This window comes from Verrucomicrobiia bacterium (genome assembly GCA_036268055.1).
Classification (GTDB): Bacteria; Verrucomicrobiota; Verrucomicrobiia; order Limisphaerales; family Pedosphaeraceae; genus DATAUW01.
The window spans coordinates 530,337-546,307 of sequence record DATAUW010000017.1 but is presented as its reverse complement, the minus strand read 5'-3'; the positions used below and the strand labels follow the sequence as shown (position 1 = coordinate 546,307).

The following is a 15,971-nucleotide window of genomic DNA, read 5'->3' as shown; positions in this document are numbered from 1 at the left end:
AAGGCTTGCCGTCATTGCGAGATTGAAGCCAAAAGAATGACCGGCATTTTGCTTAACCGACCGTGATCGCGCCGGAAGTCCCGTCTGGTTTGCCCAACGAGACCTGGGCGCGCAGGAGGTCGTGGAGGGTGAGGATGCCGAGGACTTTTCCATTTGGCCGGTCGAGCACGATGATGACGGCTTGATTCGATTCCATGAGGAGCAGTTGCAGGTCGCGGATGGTTTGCGACGCGAGGCAGGTGGTGGCGGCCTCAACGCACGCGGGCCGATGCTGGACCCGGGCAAGCTCGGCTTCGCGCCGCGAGAGCATTTGGATCGGCTGGTCGGGCAACACGACGGGAAAATATCCGTAAGGATGCGCGGCCAAAGTTTTTTGGATTTCGTCTTCGGTGAGACTTTGCAGAATGACAGGATGGAAATTGGCGATGGCCGAGACGGGAAGCTGTTGCCAGCTTTGGAGGTCGCGCGGGGGGATGACGTGTTCGAGTTCGTGGCCGTCCTGGATTAGAATTTCCTCGTAGAAATTATGCCTGGCGAAGCGGTGGCGAATCGCCTGGCTGACAAGCGTGCCGAGCATCAGAATGGGCACGAGGGAAAATTCATGGGTCATCTCGAAGACGATGAGGATACTTGTCACCGGCGCACGTACGACCGCGCCCAGGCAACTGCTCATGCCGACCACAGCGAGCACGATTTGGTCGGCAACGCTCAGGTGAATGATATGCCCGAAGATTCCGCCGAGGCACGCGCCGGTCATGCCGCCGAGGAACAGCAGCGGCGAAAAAATGCCGCCGCATCCGCCGAAACCGTAGCACACGATGGTGGTGATCAGCTTTGCGACGACCAGAATGGCCGCAAGTTTCCAACTGAATCCCTGGCTGAGCGCGGTGGACAAATCGCCGTAACCCAATCCGAAAATGCCAAGGCTGTGGGTTTGCAGGAAGACCGCGGAACCGAGCACCCAAGTAATGAAACCTCCGAGGCAGGGCCGCAGCCACGGCGGCACACTGGTCAATTCCTTGTTGCGCGCGCGAAGATTCAAGGTGGATTTTTGAAAGGTGAGACCGACGATGCTGGCGGCAAGCGCGACAAACGGAGTGGCCGCGTAAAGCCACCATGAAGAGGGCTCGAGATCATTGGCGAGGCTGAAGGCGGGTTGCTTGCCGACCAGGCCGTGGACCACCAGCGCGCCGATGACCGACGCGAGCAGGACGCTCCCGAGAAAGCGGCTGTTCAAGTCTTCGATGATTTCCTCGAGGACGAAGGTGATGGCGGCAAGCGGGGTGTTGAAGGCGGCGGCGAGGCCAGCGGCGGCGCCAGCGGCGGCGGCGTTGCGCCGGTTTTGTTTGGCTTCGCCCATGAGACCACCGAGGTTCGAGGCGAGTCCGCCCGCGAAATGGACGCTGGGGCCTTCGCGCCCAAGGCTCGAGCCACCGCCTATGCTAATGATGCCCGCCACGAATTTCACCCACACCACGCGGAAGGGCACGTAGCCAAAATCCTTCCAAAACGCCAGCTTGAGTTGCGGAATGCCGCTACCAGCGGCCTCGCGGCAAAAAGAAGCGAGCAGAACACCCACCGCCAGCGAGGACGCCATGATGACGGCAAAGCTGCCGGCGAGGAAAATGGTTTTGGATTGGGAGGAAAGCGCGACGAACGTCGAATTAAAAAGCAGGTTGATGCTTAATTGAAACGCCACCGCCGCGCCACCGGCGGCCAAGCCGTAAACGGAAGTGGAAAGGATGGAGCGCGTCCGCTGCGGAAGCTTTCTGAGATACGACCGAATCGAATTTAATGTCACTGGGAATAGTTTCCCGCAATCGGCGGGCGGTTCAAGTTTTATGGTAATCCACAAATAAAGCGGATTTGAAAATAGGTATGGTTATTGATATCTTTAACGATACAGAATATTATAATATCCGGATTTTTAGCAGCATTTTGATTAAAACAAGGTTTTTAAAGAAAGTCGAAAATTCGCCTTTAAAAGTGATGGGCTACATCTGCCCGCATAACTCGTTTGTTTTTTATTGGGGCGGGGCGGTAGCGCCAATCCTACCTACCGATGGTTAAGCGCACGATACAGGTGGCAGAGTTTAAGCGGACAGCCGCGCTTGACAGGGCGAAGCTCGGGCAAGCAGTATGGCGCGAATTGGCTTCCGGATTTCCCACATGGGCGGCTGGAATCCTTGAATTTATATTTCAAATTATGCCCAGTTGGCTGGTCAAATCCGCGATTCATCGCTTCATCTCTCTGTTGCCGAACAGTCAGAAATTTAATGAACTTTTTCAGGAGCGCGTCACGAAATCGCTGGGACTGACCGCCGGGGCGTTTGAGTTTCGGTTGAATTATTGCCGACGGTACTTCGAGGATTTTATCGCGGTGCGGCCGGAGTGTGCTGAGGGTTTTACGGCACTGGAGTTGGGGACAGGATGGTATCCGATCATTCCGATTGGATTATATCTTTGCGGGGCGACGGAGATTTGGTCGTTCGATATTGTTTCGCTGCTGAAACGGGAGCGGTTGAAAATTTTGCTGAATTATTTTTGCGAATACGACCGCGCGGGCACGTTGAAAAATTTTCTGCCCGCCTTGCGTGCCGATCGAATGGCGCGGCTGCACGAAGCGGCGCGGCTCGTGGACACAGAAAGTCCCGAGATCGTGCTGGAAAAAATCAATTTGCACGCGATCGTGCGCGATGCCCAGGACACCGGCCTGCCGGCGAAATCCGTGGACCTATTTTTTTCATGCGTGGTGCTGGAACACATTCCGGCATTCGTACAGCGAAAGCTCAACGCGGAATTTTTGCGGCTGGCCTCGCCACGCGGCGTGCTGATCGAGTTCGTGGATTTGAAAGATCAATATGCGGCGTTCGACAAGTCGCTGACAGTTTTTAATTTTCTCAAGTTCTCCGATAGTGCGTGGGCCTGGCTGAACAGTCCGCTGATTCCGCAATGGCGGTTGCGGGTGTCGGATCTGCGCGCGTTGTTGCGCGAGAGCGGATGGGAGATTGTGAAGGAAGTCAATAATGTGGCGTCGGCGAGCGATTTGGAAAAAGTGAAGCTGGCGCCCAAATTTCAAAACTATTCGCGAGAGGATTTGCTGGCGGTGGAGACGTGGCTGGTGGCGAAGCCAGCTTAGTCACGGATGGAACACGGAAAAAGATTGGCGCTGAACGCCTGGGTTCCTTTACAGTCCATATCATCATGACCCGTCGTATCGGTATTTGTCGTCGGTTGGGCGTCGTTGTATTTTTGCTGGCGGTGGCGCTTGGCCTGGGCGCAAATCTTTGGGCGCAGCCGAGTGAGGATTTTCGCAAGCATCCATCACCGCCACCGAAACATCCGAACATCATTTTTATTCTCGCGGATGATTTGGGTTATGGTGAACTGGGTTGTTACGGGCAGACGCAGATTCTGACGACGAACCTTGACCGGCTGGCGCGTGAAGGGATGCGGTTCACCAGTTGTTATGCGGGCAGCACGGTTTGTGCGCCGTCGCGGGCGGCGTTGATGACGGGGTTGAACACGGGGCATGTGCGCATCCGCGGCAACAAGAAGATTCCGCTGTCGCCGGAGGATCTCACGCTGGGGGAATTTCTCAAGGCGGCCAATTATAATACGTGCGCATTGGGCAAATGGGGTTTGGGCGACGAGGGTTCGACGGGCATGCCGCGTTTGCAGGGGTTCGATGAATGGTTCGGTTATCTCAACCAAGTCGAAGCGCATGATTATTACCCGGTCCTGCTTAATCGCAGCGATCTCACTAGTGAACGAAATGTCGAGGTGTCGGAAAACCTGAACGGCGCAAAGGGAAAATATTCGGATGATTATTTCACAGAGGCCGCGCTGAATTATATCCGGATGATGAAGCCCAAATGGTACACGGTCAACCTGCCATATTTTCTTTATCTCGCTTACACGATTCCGCATGCGAATGATGAATTGGGCGCAAAAACCGGCAATGGCATGGAAGTTCCCGAGGACGCGCCTTACTCCAATCAACCCTGGCCGCAGGTGGAGAAAAATAAAGCCTCGATGATCACGCGGCTCGACCGTTACGTGGGCACGCTGCTGGACACAATGAAAGAGGCCAAAACAGACACGAATACGATCATCATTTTCACGAGCGACAACGGGCCACATAAGGAAGGCGGCGTGAACCCGAAATTTTTTCATGCGAGCGGGCCGTTGCGGGGCATCAAGCGGGATTTGTATGAAGGGGGAATTCGTGTGCCGATGATCGTGTGGTGGCCAGGCAAAATCAAGGCGGGCACGGTCAGCGATTTGCCGGTGGCGTTTTGGGATATTTTGCCGACGGTGGCGGGCATCGCGGAAAAACCGGCGCCGGGTAATATTGATGGCATTTCATTTTTGCCGACGCTGCTGGGCCAGGCGCAGACGAATCGCCATGAATTTCTTTATTGGGAATTTCACGAGAATGGTTTCAAACAAGCGGTGCGCATGGGGAATTGGAAGGGAGTGCGCTTTGGGGTGGATGGGCCGCTGGAACTTTATAATTTGAAGACGGACATCGGTGAGACAAAAAATGTTGCGGCGGAGAATGCGCCGATCGTGGCGAAGATTGAGGAGTATTTGAAGACGGCGCGGACGGAGGATACGAATTGGCCGGCGTTGACGGCGGCGAAGACGAAGAAAACGGAATACGGCAAGTAGGTCCTTGGTCCTTGCGGACGGCCACTGGGGGAGAAGAATTTTTTTGGCGTGCGCATTTGATGAATATTCACGGGTTGGGTTTTCACAATAAGCACACCTTCTCTCCGGCCCACTCCCACAACCACGATGCAGGCGAGGGAGGAAGATTTAGAAGGCGTATCCAATAAAATTTTGCGCGAGTGCGGTTCAATTTTGCGCGCGGCGTATTGGTGCTAGAATGCCTTTATATGATGAGGCATGGGATGATTCGATTTTTTCTTGCGGCGCTGGTAATTGGAGGAATATCACAGAGTGTCTTTGCGCAGACGAATGTCATTTACACCACGAATTGGGTCGTGGCGCCGCCGAATTATCGGGTGGTGAACAATATTGTTTATGACACGAGTCATTCGCCATTTTGGACAAACATTTCCGGCCGCGTGGTCGTTGTGGACCCGGGTGTAGTGGTAGTGGAAAATAATCTGGTCCAGAATGTCACCACGAATTTGCCGGAGCGCTTCGCTATTCGTAATTACGAAAAGCTGGTGATGGAGGGTAATCGCATCAGCGCCTTGGCGATGCGGGTTGGCACTTATAGTTCTAAAACGACTAACTTGCCTTTGTGGGATTGTGGAACCAATGCTCTGGTTCCCGTGGTGAAGACGAATGAGGTCGGGCCGCTGGATACGGAGGCGATTAAAAAAGACCGGTTGCGATGAGGCGGTAGAAGAAGATGGAAATGTGTTCGACGAGACGCCGAACACTGCACGCGAGACGCGTGCGCTCCCCAATACCCCCTTCCGACTTAAGCCGATGCTGGTTTAGCGATTGTTGTTGCTGCGGCTGGAGAGTGCCACGACTGCGACGGCGGCAAGAATGATCATTAATATGAGGAGTGCGAAACCGGCTCCGCCGTGGCCGCCAAAATGTCCAAATCGTGCGAGGGTGACTAAATGATTCATAATCGTCCTTTAAATAGTTGAGGTTACGTCGAGCCGCCATTTCTGCGGCTAAGGATTGGACTGGGATGGGGGTGGCGCTATTCACCCGAGGGAATTATTGGGGCTCGCGATTACGCTCTCCCTCCCATTGATCGAAAATGGTTGGTGCGCTGCGAACGCGCTTGCATTCCAAGGAAATAGCGTCCATGCTACGGTTGCGAATATTTCGGGGCGCGAGTTTTGCAGCCCTGGTTTGATCGAATGAGCACATCTCCTGAAGCAGATTTTGACCTGGAAAAGCTTTTCCTCCCCGCGTGGGCACAGGAATCGCCGGACGTAAACCGTTATGCCAAACACTCCGGCGATGACCGTCCCGAGCGCGGTTTTGGCGATCGCCCGGGTGGACGCCGTCCGCCGCGCCGCGATGGCCCCCGCCCCGGTGGTGGTGGGTTTAATCGCGACCAGAATCGCGCTCCTGGCCAGGGCGGTCCGCGCCGGGATGGCCCGCCTCGCCGCGATGGAGATCGTGGCCCGCGTCCGGCCGGTCCGGGACAATCGAGCGGCCCCAATGCCGGTGGCCCGCGTGGGAATTTTCGTCGGGATAATCGCGGTGGCGACCGCCACCGGGATGACCGGTTTGAAAAGCCGCTGCCGTTGCCCGAAGTTTCGGTGACGCTGATGCCGGATGACAAGGGTGTAGATTCGCTTTCGCGCCAAATCAAGATGAGCGGGCGTTCATTCCCGCTGTTCGACATCGCGCAGATGATTTTGCAGAAGCCCGAGCGCCAGCAAGTGCGTTTCGAGGTGAAGAAAAAGCCTGATGGCGCGGCGATCCAGCCGCTATTTTTGTGCGCCGTGGACGACACGCTTTGGCTGAGCGAACAGGAAGCGGTGGATCACGTTTTGGAAAAGCATTTCGGCATGTTTTATCAAGCGGAGAAGACGCCGACCGAGCCGCCCAAGGGAACTTATACCTTTGTGGCGCAATGTGGTATGAGCGGTGTGATTTTGGGTCCGCCGAATTATCACGATTACCAGAACCAGTTGCACAAATTACATACGGAGCGTTTTTCGCGGATGCCTTTTGATGCCTTCAAGGCGCGCGTGAAAATTGTCCGCGAAGAAGCGGTGGTCAAGAAGTGGGTCGAAGACCAAAGCACCAAGACGGAATACATCTGTCTCAATGTGCCCGAGGCCCAGCGCCTGCCGAGCCGCGAAGCCGTGCTCGCGCATTTTCGCGAAGTGCATTTGCCGAATATCATCAAGCAGGTCGAGAAATATACTTTCAGCGGCCCGGCCAGCCGGCAATTACGCTCGCCCGGTTTGCAACGTCTCATGCGCTCCGCGTGGGAAGAACAAAAGCGTTTCCCGCTGCAAATCGCGACGGTCCTCAGCCAGCAATTCGCCAGTCACGGCCTGCAATTTTTCAAGGTCAACAAGACCATCACGCATGTCTCCGTGGCGCGTCCGCATTATCTGGATCTCGATGTGACGCCGGTGTCTGACCAAGTCAAACGCATCGTACAGTTCATTGATGCGCATCCAAAATGCACCCGCCGCAAATTGGTCGAGACGTTGTCACCGACGCCTGCCGCCGCCGCTGCGCCCGCACCCGCTCCGACGCCCGAAGCGTCCGCAATTCCAGCCGAAGGCACTACCGCCGCGGCTCCCGCTCCCGCTCATGTCGAAGCGGCGCCGACGCCGGAACAGGCTGCCATCATTGGTGATTTGCATTGGCTGATTCATCAGGGGCATGTGATCGAATTTGCGAACGGCATTTTGGAGACCGCCAAAAAACCGCTCATCAAACCGCCCAAGCCCCCGAAGGCCGAAGCCAAACCCGCCGCCGCGCCGGATGCCACCGCACCCGCTGTCGCCGAAGCGACGACCGAACATCCATCTGAGGCAGCCGCTGAAACCACTGCGAGCGCCGTATCTCAAGCAGCCGAAAACGTGGTCACTGACGCCGCAACTGACATGGCGGCTCATGCGGAATCCGCTACGGCTGCCGCTGAACCTCAGCCGCCGGCGACTCCCGCGACTTGATTCACGGGTGTTTCGGATATAATTTCTTCTTATGCCATTTAGCGCACTGGGCCTTTCAAGCACCATGGTGGACGGGGTCAAAGCCATGGGTTACACCGAACCGACGCCGATTCAGCTTCGCGCCATTCCTTTGATCATGGCTGGGCAGGATGTTATCGGCAGCGCCCAAACCGGCACTGGAAAAACGGCGGCGTTCGCGCTGCCCATTCTCTCGAAGCTCGGCCAGCATTCCCCTGCCCCGCGCGTGCTCATTTTGGAGCCGACGCGCGAACTCGCGGCACAGGTGGAAACGGCCGTGCGCGACTTCTCGCGTTTCACAAATTTGCGCGCCGCGGTGCTCTATGGCGGCGTGGGCTATGGCAAGCAAATGGATGCCTTACGCTCGGGCGTGGATATTCTCATCGCAACTCCCGGCCGCCTGCTTGACCATCTCGAACGTGGGACTTGCAAGCTCGATAAGATTGAATTTCTGGTGCTCGACGAAGCCGACCGCATGCTGGACATGGGCTTTTTGCCGGATGTGCGCCGCATCGTTGACAAGTGCCCGCGCAATCGCCATACCTCGCTTTTCTCGGCCACGGTTCCGGTGCAGATCGAAACCTTGATCAAGTGGGCGATGAAGTCGCCGCAAACGATTGAGATCGGGGCGCGCCGTTCGCCGGCGGAAACCGTCAAGCACGTCATTTACCCAGTAGCCGAAGACCAAAAGAGCGATCTGTTGCGGGAATTGCTCGAACGAGTGCATTACGAGTCGGTCATTGTTTTTTGCCGCACGAAACATCGCGCGGATCGCATCGCGGGGCTGCTCAAGAAAAATAATCACGCCGTTGCCGTGCTGCATTCCAATCGCACGCAACGCGAACGTGAAGACGCCTTGAAGGGTTTTCGCAATGGCAAGTTTGAGGTCCTCGTCGCCACGGACATCGCCGCGCGTGGTTTGGACATCGCCGATGTCAGTCACGTGATCAATTACGACGTGCCGCAGCATCCGGAAGATTACATCCATCGCATTGGCCGCACGGGCCGGGCCGAGGCGACGGGTGATGCCTTCACCCTTATGGTCGCCGAGGATGCTCAACATGTTCACGCCATCGAGCGCTTCATCGGCAAGAAAGTCGAACGCGTGAAACTGGAGAATTTTAATTACCGCTACACCGCCCTTTTTGAAGAAGGCAAGCCCGGCCAGCCGCAAGGCTATCCCGGCAAAGTCAAAGGCGTCCGCCTGAGTGGGGGCTATTATTTCGGCCCGGCCCGTCGGCGGCGCTAGATAGATCGAAGTCGGCAATGCCGTCTTAACCGCCTCTCCTTAAACCGACTGCAACGCAAGTAATCGGCTGGCCCTTGTACCGGCGCATTCGTCGGAAACATTTACAATCCTCATTCGCAGCCCGAGGGTCTTCTTCCCATCATTATTCCTTTTGAAAACCCCTTATATTTCAAAGATTTTGGAAATAATGTCATTTCTTAGCCGTTCCTAAGTTTAAAAGCCCCGAAAAAACGTCGGAAAGCTTTACAAAAAACACTTCATTTAACAGTGAAACTGTCTGGCGGTTTGCAGTATGCAATTTCACAAGTATCTTAGCATAAGCGGTTAGCGCAATATGCCAAAACCCCTTTCGCGATTGGCAAGAATATTGCTGAACTCCCTCTTACTTGTCAGGTGACATCACTCAGAAGTGCCGGACATAATTTTTAGAATGACAATCGAAAACAATATGAAAAAGCTGCTCTCTACTGGGAAATTGGTTGCGCTGGCTGCTGGCTTGGTCAGCATCGCGCAAGTCGCCTCGGCCGATACCGTCTCCTATACCTACACCGGCGAAACCGGCGGCGGCGTTTCCATGGACATCAAGATTAACGGTTCAAGCCAGGGCACGTATGCCTCGGTCGGCCAGTTCATCATGACGACCTCCAACCCGAACTATTCGAGCACCCTTTTGACCTATTGCACCGACATCGGTGCGGTACTTGCCAATACCTATAATTACACGCCGACCGCTTTGGGTTCCGCCACGGGCGTGGCTCCGGCCTGGATCACCGGCGGTATTCAAAATGTGGCGAAACTTTGGTATAACGACCAGAATGCCCCGCTCGCTGCCGGACAGACTGCGGCGACTCAGACTGCCGGTTTGCAGTTGGCCATTTGGGAATTGCTTTACAATAACATCACTCCCGGAAGCTTCACCACCTCCCAGTTTTCCAGCAGCTCCAACAAGGGTTTTCAACTCGTGACCACTTATGATGCGAGTGCCGTATCGCTGGCTGAACAATACGCTTGCTCCGTGTTGAACAATCTGAACAATCTCCCGGCTGAACAAAACGTGGAATGGCTCGCGCCGACCTCTTCCACTGGCAAAACCACCGGTTCCCAGGGTTTGCTTTATGAAACGACCGGCACCAAGACGGTGGGCGGCCCGGATGCCACCACTACTCTGCCGTTGCTCGGTTTCGCGGTTACGGCTCTCGGCCTCGCTCGCCGCAAATTCAAAGCCTGAGCATTATCTTTAACGATCTGCAAAGGACCCCGCAAGGGGTCCTTTTTTATTTGTCCATTTCAAGCCGAAGATGCGATCGCATTTTTCTTGGCTTGCCAAGCGGCCCGGCGTGAATTCAAATCCGTCATAACGTGACCACCAGCAGCCGTGAACATTCACACCCCGGGCGTTCGACTTTTAACACGTCCACGCTTCCCTGGATTCTCGCCGCCGGGATGCTTTTGTTCTACACGTTCACGCTTCAGCATTCGACCTCTCCCGAAAGCCTTCGCACGATAGCCAATCTCGATCATCTCATTTGGCAAACCGAACTGGCTGCCCCGATCAATTATCTGGTCACTTATCCTTTTCGCTGGCTGCCGGGCGCGTGGATTCCCCTGGCCATCAATTTCTTCACCGTCATTTGTGCCGCGCTCGCGCTGGCGCTGCTCGCCCGTTGCGCTGCCATCCTGCCGCATGATCGCACCCGTCTGGAACGCCAGCGCAATTCCAATCACCTCGCTTTTCTGACCATTCCGAGCGCATGGGTTCCACCTGTGCTCGCAGTTCTCATGTGCGGATTGCAGGCTGCGTTCTGGCATCATTCCGTGGCCGCCACCGGTGAGATGGTTGACTTGTTACTCTTCGCCTACCTCGTCCGCTGCCTGCTCGAATTTCGTCTTTCAGAGGATGAATCGTGGTTGTTGAAGTTCACTTTTGTGGCTGGCCTGGCCGCCGCTGAAGACTGGGCAATGGTCGCCTATCTGCCTGCTTTCCTGCTCGCGATATTTTGGATGAAAGGCCTCTTTAATTTTTTCAATCCAGTTCATTTCGCACGGTTTCTCAAGGGAAAACAAATCGAATTCCGGCTGCCTTTACGAATGGCCGTGCTGTGGCTTGCCGGTTGCATGACCATTCTCCTGCTTCCGCTGATCGCCTCATGTTCGCGAAGAAACCATGTGAATTTCTGGCCCATGCTGAAGTTCGTGCTGCATCAGTACGATTTGCTTTTGCGCTCGCGCGCGTTGCCGGCAAGAATCATACTTTATCTTGTCCTCACCACCATTGTGCCGGTGGCTTTCATGGGCATTCGCTGGTCGCGCGTCACGCGGCAGACGACTACTTCGGCCCCGATCGTCACCTGGCTTTTCCATTTTATTCATGCCGTCTTCCTGCTCCTGGCGTTATGGGTCGCGGCGGATGCGCCCTTCAGCCCGACGCGCGTTCAACCCATCTACGCCTGTCTGCCGCTGTATTTCCTGAATGCCTTGAGCGTCGGATATTATGCCGGTTATTTTTTGCTGGTGTTTGGAATGCGCCGGCATCGCGATAACCGGCGCGACCGTTCGTTCAATCGCATGTTGAACGTCACGTCCATCGCGGCAGTCTGGGCGCTGGTGTTCCTCGCGCCCGCTATCATGCTTGGAAGAAACCTGCCGGACATTCTTCGCCAGCGGCACGATGCCGTGTCCGACTATCTCGATCTGGCCGAAAGCACGCTGCCACCGCCCGGTTCCGCGATCCTCAGCGAAGATCCCGATCGTCTCAACGGCCTGGCCACGCGCCTCATCCGCAGTGGAAAAAAATCCGACTACCTGCTGGTGGATGCGACGCTCATCACGCGTTTTCCCAATTATTTAAAATCCGTGTCCGATGAGAATCCGCAATTCAAAATTGCGCAGACGCTCGCCGTCCCTTTTGCCAGTGCCACCAACCCGGCGGTCGTCGTAAGTTGGCTGCGTCATTTTTCCCGCAGCGGCGGCGTATATTTCATGCACCCGTGCGCAGGTTTCCTGACTGAAAATTTCTTCCCACAAACCGAGGGGATTTTCAATCAACTGCGCCCTTATCCCACCAACGCCCTGTTTCCCCCGCCGCTCACCAGGGAGATTTACACGACGAACACCGATTTTTGGCGCGCCTTCCGCGAAGAGAGATTGCCCCGGCTGCTGGCACTCATGCAACCGCGGCCCGCACCGGATAAAAATTTTCAGCAACGGCTTCTCGCGCTCATGCGACGGGCTCCGCAACCGGATCGCCCCACGCAAATCGCCGGGTTTTATTATTCGATGATGCTCAATTCCTGGGGGGTGGATTTGCAACGCGCCGGGGTGCTCAGTGAGGCCGGCCAATGTTTTGACGAAGCCCGCAAGCTCAATCCGGAAAACAGCGCCGCGCAAATGAATTTGCAATGCAACGAAGATTTGCGCGCGCATAAAACGCTCACCATAAATCCAGCCGCGCACGTCGTTGACAAACTGGGCCGCGGCCGTGAATGGGATGCGGCGCTTTTGCAGGACGGTCCCATTGACGAGCCCAATGCATGTTATCAACTCGGCCTGGTCTGCCTCGACTCGCGCATGTATCGCCAGGCCATCCAGCAATTTGGCCGCGCGGCCCGCCTCGCGCCCACTTCGCCCGATGCGTCATTGCGGCTGGCGGAATTATTCCTGCGCATTGGCGATACCAGCAATTCCCTCGCGCAGGCACAGCGCACGCTTACCAATTCACCGGAAAACTCCCGCGCGCTGTTCGTCAAGGGTCTCGACCTCATCGAGCTTAAAAAATATGATGAAGCCATCCTTCCGCTCAATACTTTGATCCATCTGAAAACCAATGATGTGGACGCCCACCTCGCTCGTGGTCTGGCTTTTCTAAAAATGGATAAACTCAACGCCGCGCATGAAGACTATACGGCTGTGATTCACGAACAGCCCACGGCATTTCCGGCCTACTACGGCCTCGCCGATATCGCCCAGCGGCGCAAAGACATTCCCGAGCTGATCAAAAACTGCGAACTCTACCTGACCAACGTCCCACCTAACGCGCCCGAAACCGACCAGATTGGACAATGGTTGAAAGAATATAAATCCGGCGCGAACACTCCTTCGGCGGGCGGCGATAGGAAATAAAATTGTCAATACAGCACGTGCCGCTTGATCAAATGATACACGTCCGTCGCTTCAATCTGTTCCGTGGATAGCAAATCCTTCCGCTCCGAGATGAAGACCGGATAATCATTTTCGTTCTCCGGACGGCAACCGTGGGAGCCCTTCACCAGTGTCGCGTCGAGAGGAATCACATCCATCAACATGCGAAAACCCAGTTTCTTTTTCAGCAGACGCCAAAAAATTTTGGCCTTCACGGCGGAAATTTTCGGATCAAGAAATAATTCCACCGGGTCGTATCCCGGCTTGCGATGGATATCCACGCAACGCGCAAAATCCGGCGCCGCGTTGTCGTCGAACCAATAATAGTAAGTGAACCACGCGTTCTCTCGCGCCACAGCGATCAAGTCTCCCGCGCGTGGATGATCAATCCCCAGTTTCGCCTGCTCCGCGCGATCCAGAACTTGTGCAATGCCGGGTTCCTTTTCCAGAGTCGCGCGCACTTCACCGGCGAATGAGGGATCTTTTAAATAGACATGCGCGATCTGATGGTCCGCGACGGCAAAAGCCTTGCTCGCGCCGCAATCGAGCATTTCGCGGCCGAGTTCGTCCTTCACGACAATCCAATTTTTTTTGCGCAATATTCGGTTGATGTGGATGGGCGTGTCCACCGGCGTGATGCCGTATTCGGAAAGCAAAATCACCTGCACCGAGCGCTTCGCAAAAAAATCCATCAAGCCGCCGACGATGTTGTCAATCTCGCGAAGGTCTTGCAGCGTGCCGGGATGGTTGGGACCGAGCCGTTGAAAATTATAATCGAGATGCGGCAGATAAACGAGGCTTAGGGTCGGCGAATATTTATTCTCGATCCATTTGGCGGATTCCGCAATCCAGCGCGTGGCGGCGTCGCGCGCGCCTTGCGGACTGGGCAGTCCCGCCGCTGGCCCCCAAAAAGTGGCGAAAGGAAATTCACCCAAATCTTTTTTGATCTCCGTGCGGATCGAGTAAGGCCAGGAATAAACATCAAAAAATTTCCGGCCATCGGCGGGATACATCGGACGCGGGGTGATGGAGTAATCCGCGCTTGAATACATATTGTACCACCAGAAAAGTTTCGCACAGGTGAACGTGGGATCGAGTTCGCGCAATTCGTCCCAGATTTTTTTGCCGCTGACGAGTTGGTTGGCTTGTTTCCAAAACTGCACTTCGGCCAATTCACGATTATACCAGCCGTTCGCCACGATGCCATGCTGTGCGGGCGGCGTGCCCGTGAGATAGGTGGATTGCGCGGTGCAGGTGACAGCGGGCAAGGCGGGCACGATCCGGGCCATCGCGCCGCGCGTGGCGAAATCGTGCATGCGCCCGGCTGCGGGAGTATGGGCGTCGCTCGCTTGATGCCGTTCGAGCGACGAAGCGGTCAGTCCGACCACATTGAGAACTACGGTGCGCTTCACCGTTTCAGTTTAACCAAGAGCATCCTGAGAAGACACGCACGGAATTTTAATCAACCTTTCTTTAGCTCAACTCGCCGCACGAAGTATTTTTGTCCGTTTGGCGTGGAGCGCCTGCAATTCGTAAATCGCCTCGATGACTTGCGGTATCCGCAATTCATGGACTTCGAATCCCCGGCCGATTTCCTTGAGCAACGTGACCGACAATTCGCCGCCCAGATGCTCGCGAAATTCCTCGAGCCCATTCAACACCAGCAGCGAATGATCGGAATCCACATGCATCAACTCATTCGCGAACAGTTCAAAACCCAGTTGCTCCAATAATTTCAAAACCCGGTCCGCCGATGCCGCGTCGAGAAAACCCATATTGCGCGAGTAAATCACATCCAGCGCGATCCCCACCGCGACGGCTTCGCCGTGCCGGATTTTGTATTCGGAAAGTTGCTCCAGTTTATGCGCAGCCCAATGCCCAAAATCCAGCGGGCGCGCCGAGCCGAATTCAAACGGATCGCCGGACATGGCCACATGATTGAGATGCAACTCGGCGCAGTGTTGAATCAATTCCTCCATCGCGGCCGGCTCGAACGCAGCGAGTTTTTCGGCGTCGGCCTCAATCTTCTCAAAAAATTCACGACTGCGAATGAGCGCAATCTTCACCGCCTCCACGTAACCGGCGCGTTTGTCGCGTTCCGAGAGCGTGTGCAACATTTCAAAATCGTTCACGACCGCGAATGGCGGTGTGAAGGTGCCGATGAAATTCTTTTTTCCAAAAGCATTGATGCCGTTTTTCACGCCCACGCCGGAGTCCGCCTGGCTAAGCGTCGTGGTCGGCAGGCGCACATGCCGGATGCCCCGGTGCGCGGTGGATGCCGCCAGTCCCGCCATGTCGAGCAATGCTCCGCCGCCGATCGCCAGCAAATACGAATGCCGGTCAATATGGTAACGGTCCACGTGCGAATGAATTTCGGAAACGTGAAAGTAGGAATTCTTCGTGCGCTCACCGCCTTCAATGACCAGCGGCGGGCAAACCAGTTTCAACCGCGGTGAGGCGTGGACAAAATAATTTTCGATTTCCGCCAGCACTTCCGGTCGCGCTTGCGCGAGCGCTTCGTCTAGGACAATCAAAACACCGTGAACCCGATTGCCTTCACCCGGCGCAAGAATATCGCGAAGCAGCGGATTGGCGGACGCGAACACGCTGCGGGTGAAAAACACCCGAAGCTGAAAACCCACCTGAATATGGCGTTCTATGACAGACATATTAGACACTCGGTTAATCTGTAAGATTGGACGTTGGGATTCGAGTTTTTATTTAATGCGCGAATGTCATTGGGCGCAGCTTACGATTTTGGCAGGCAAATAACGGAATCAGACTTGGGAAACGATGCCGGAGATTAGACGGGGATAAGCCTGAGCACCACTCCCGGATCGGGTCGCGCGACGAACACCCCGGAATATGCTTCGCACTCCTCGACGCCGGGCTAAGGTCCCTGAGCCCTCCGGTTTGTAAGAAACTGA

Annotated in this window: 11 protein-coding genes; 7 read left to right on the top strand and 4 right to left on the bottom strand. The window is 55.5% G+C overall.

Translation table 11 applies throughout. The features are described from left to right. Positions 1 to 52: 52 nt before the first annotated feature. Positions 53 to 1,801 carry a chloride channel protein gene (locus VH413_12335; GenBank protein ID HEX3799479.1) on the bottom strand — a complete coding sequence of 583 codons (1,749 nt, stop codon included), beginning with the start codon at positions 1,799 to 1,801 and terminating at the stop codon, positions 53 to 55. 405 nt (positions 1,802 to 2,206) lie between these two features. Between VH413_12335 and VH413_12330 the strand changes: the two genes are divergently transcribed. From VH413_12330 to VH413_12320, 3 genes are all read left to right on the top strand, one after another. Then, positions 2,207 to 3,139 carry a methyltransferase domain-containing protein gene (locus VH413_12330; protein HEX3799478.1) on the top strand — a complete coding sequence of 311 codons (933 nt, stop codon included), beginning with the start codon at positions 2,207 to 2,209 and terminating at the stop codon, positions 3,137 to 3,139. A 65-nt stretch (positions 3,140 to 3,204) separates the two neighbouring features. Then, positions 3,205 to 4,674, top strand: a complete 1,470-nt coding sequence (locus tag VH413_12325; protein ID HEX3799477.1) for an arylsulfatase — start codon at positions 3,205 to 3,207, stop codon at positions 4,672 to 4,674. A 242-nt stretch (positions 4,675 to 4,916) separates the two neighbouring features. After that, on the top strand, positions 4,917 to 5,372 hold the full coding sequence (locus VH413_12320; GenBank protein HEX3799476.1) for a hypothetical protein: 456 nt from the start codon (positions 4,917 to 4,919) through the stop codon (positions 5,370 to 5,372). Between the two features lie 102 nt (positions 5,373 to 5,474). On the opposite strand, the gene VH413_12315 is transcribed toward VH413_12320, so the two are convergent. Then, positions 5,475 to 5,615, bottom strand: a complete 141-nt coding sequence (locus tag VH413_12315) for a hypothetical protein (protein ID HEX3799475.1) — start codon at positions 5,613 to 5,615, stop codon at positions 5,475 to 5,477. Positions 5,616 to 5,855: 240 nt separating this feature from the next. On the opposite strand from VH413_12315, the gene VH413_12310 reads away from it, so the two are divergent. The 4 genes from VH413_12310 to VH413_12295 all read left to right on the top strand — a co-directional run bounded on the left by VH413_12310 (position 5,856) and on the right by VH413_12295 (position 13,026). Then, positions 5,856 to 7,640: a hypothetical protein gene (locus VH413_12310; GenBank protein ID HEX3799474.1), complete on the top strand. Its 1,785-nt coding sequence runs from the start codon at positions 5,856 to 5,858 to the stop codon at positions 7,638 to 7,640. Positions 7,641 to 7,671: 31 nt separating this feature from the next. Next, positions 7,672 to 8,907, top strand: coding sequence for a DEAD/DEAH box helicase (locus VH413_12305; GenBank protein HEX3799473.1), 1,236 nt, complete (start codon positions 7,672 to 7,674; stop codon positions 8,905 to 8,907). 448 nt (positions 8,908 to 9,355) lie between these two features. Further along, positions 9,356 to 10,135 carry a hypothetical protein gene (locus tag VH413_12300; GenBank protein ID HEX3799472.1) on the top strand — a complete coding sequence of 260 codons (780 nt, stop codon included), beginning with the start codon at positions 9,356 to 9,358 and terminating at the stop codon, positions 10,133 to 10,135. A 131-nt stretch (positions 10,136 to 10,266) separates the two neighbouring features. After that, positions 10,267 to 13,026, top strand: coding sequence for a tetratricopeptide repeat protein (locus VH413_12295; GenBank protein HEX3799471.1), 2,760 nt, complete (start codon positions 10,267 to 10,269; stop codon positions 13,024 to 13,026). Between the two features lie 5 nt (positions 13,027 to 13,031). Here VH413_12295 and VH413_12290 read toward each other — a convergent pair whose 3' ends face one another. Further along, the gene (locus VH413_12290; GenBank protein HEX3799470.1) at positions 13,032 to 14,456 is read right to left on the bottom strand and encodes a nucleotide pyrophosphatase/phosphodiesterase family protein; all 1,425 of its coding nucleotides are present in this window, start codon (positions 14,454 to 14,456) and stop codon (positions 13,032 to 13,034) included. A gap of 66 nt (positions 14,457 to 14,522) precedes the next feature. Then, a complete protein-coding gene (locus VH413_12285; GenBank protein ID HEX3799469.1) occupies positions 14,523 to 15,722 on the bottom strand; it encodes a 3-dehydroquinate synthase in 1,200 nt (399 codons plus the stop codon). Positions 15,723 to 15,971 lie beyond the last annotated feature (249 nt).

Bases quoted from the DNA above. Each gene is read 5' to 3' on its own strand.
- VH413_12330 (HEX3799478.1), top strand. From the start codon at position 2,207: ATGCCCAGTTGGCTGGTCAAATCCGCGATTCATCGCTTCATCTCTCTG.
- VH413_12325 (HEX3799477.1), top strand. From the start codon at position 3,205: ATGACCCGTCGTATCGGTATTTGTCGTCGGTTGGGCGTCGTTGTATTT.
- VH413_12320 (HEX3799476.1), top strand. From the start codon at position 4,917: ATGATTCGATTTTTTCTTGCGGCGCTGGTAATTGGAGGAATATCACAG.
- VH413_12315 (HEX3799475.1), bottom strand. From the start codon at position 5,615: ATGAATCATTTAGTCACCCTCGCACGATTTGGACATTTTGGCGGCCAC.
- VH413_12310 (HEX3799474.1), top strand. From the start codon at position 5,856: ATGAGCACATCTCCTGAAGCAGATTTTGACCTGGAAAAGCTTTTCCTC.
- VH413_12305 (HEX3799473.1), top strand. From the start codon at position 7,672: ATGCCATTTAGCGCACTGGGCCTTTCAAGCACCATGGTGGACGGGGTC.
- VH413_12300 (HEX3799472.1), top strand. From the start codon at position 9,356: ATGAAAAAGCTGCTCTCTACTGGGAAATTGGTTGCGCTGGCTGCTGGC.